The 203-nt window shown below is 59.1% G+C and carries 1 protein-coding gene; it reads right to left on the bottom strand.

The window, feature by feature from the left end; translation table 11 throughout:
- On the bottom strand, positions 1–203 hold a 203-nt coding region (tnpA, locus tag F1735_RS38760; protein WP_167241698.1), incomplete at both ends, for an IS200/IS605 family transposase.

Below are 203 nucleotides of genomic sequence, written 5' to 3'. Positions count from 1 at the left end.
TAGTGCGGCGTCTGCTGCTGTTCGATGTACTGCCGGATAACGGCGATAGGCGCACCGCCGCAGCTACCGGCAAAGTAGGAAGGCGACCATAGCGCGCCGCCCCAAAGCTTCTTGCGGATGCTCGGATCGTTCTTCTTCCGAATCATGCGGCTGGAAACGCCTTTCAGGCTGTTGACCAGATTGGAAACGGAAACCTTGGGCGG

The sequence above is a fragment of the Massilia genomosp. 1 genome, assembly GCF_011682185.1.
GTDB lineage: Bacteria > Pseudomonadota > Gammaproteobacteria > Burkholderiales > Burkholderiaceae_D > Telluria_A > Telluria_A rubra.
Note: the sequence above shows the minus strand (reverse complement) of the source record. Positions and strands in the feature narration are given on the sequence as shown.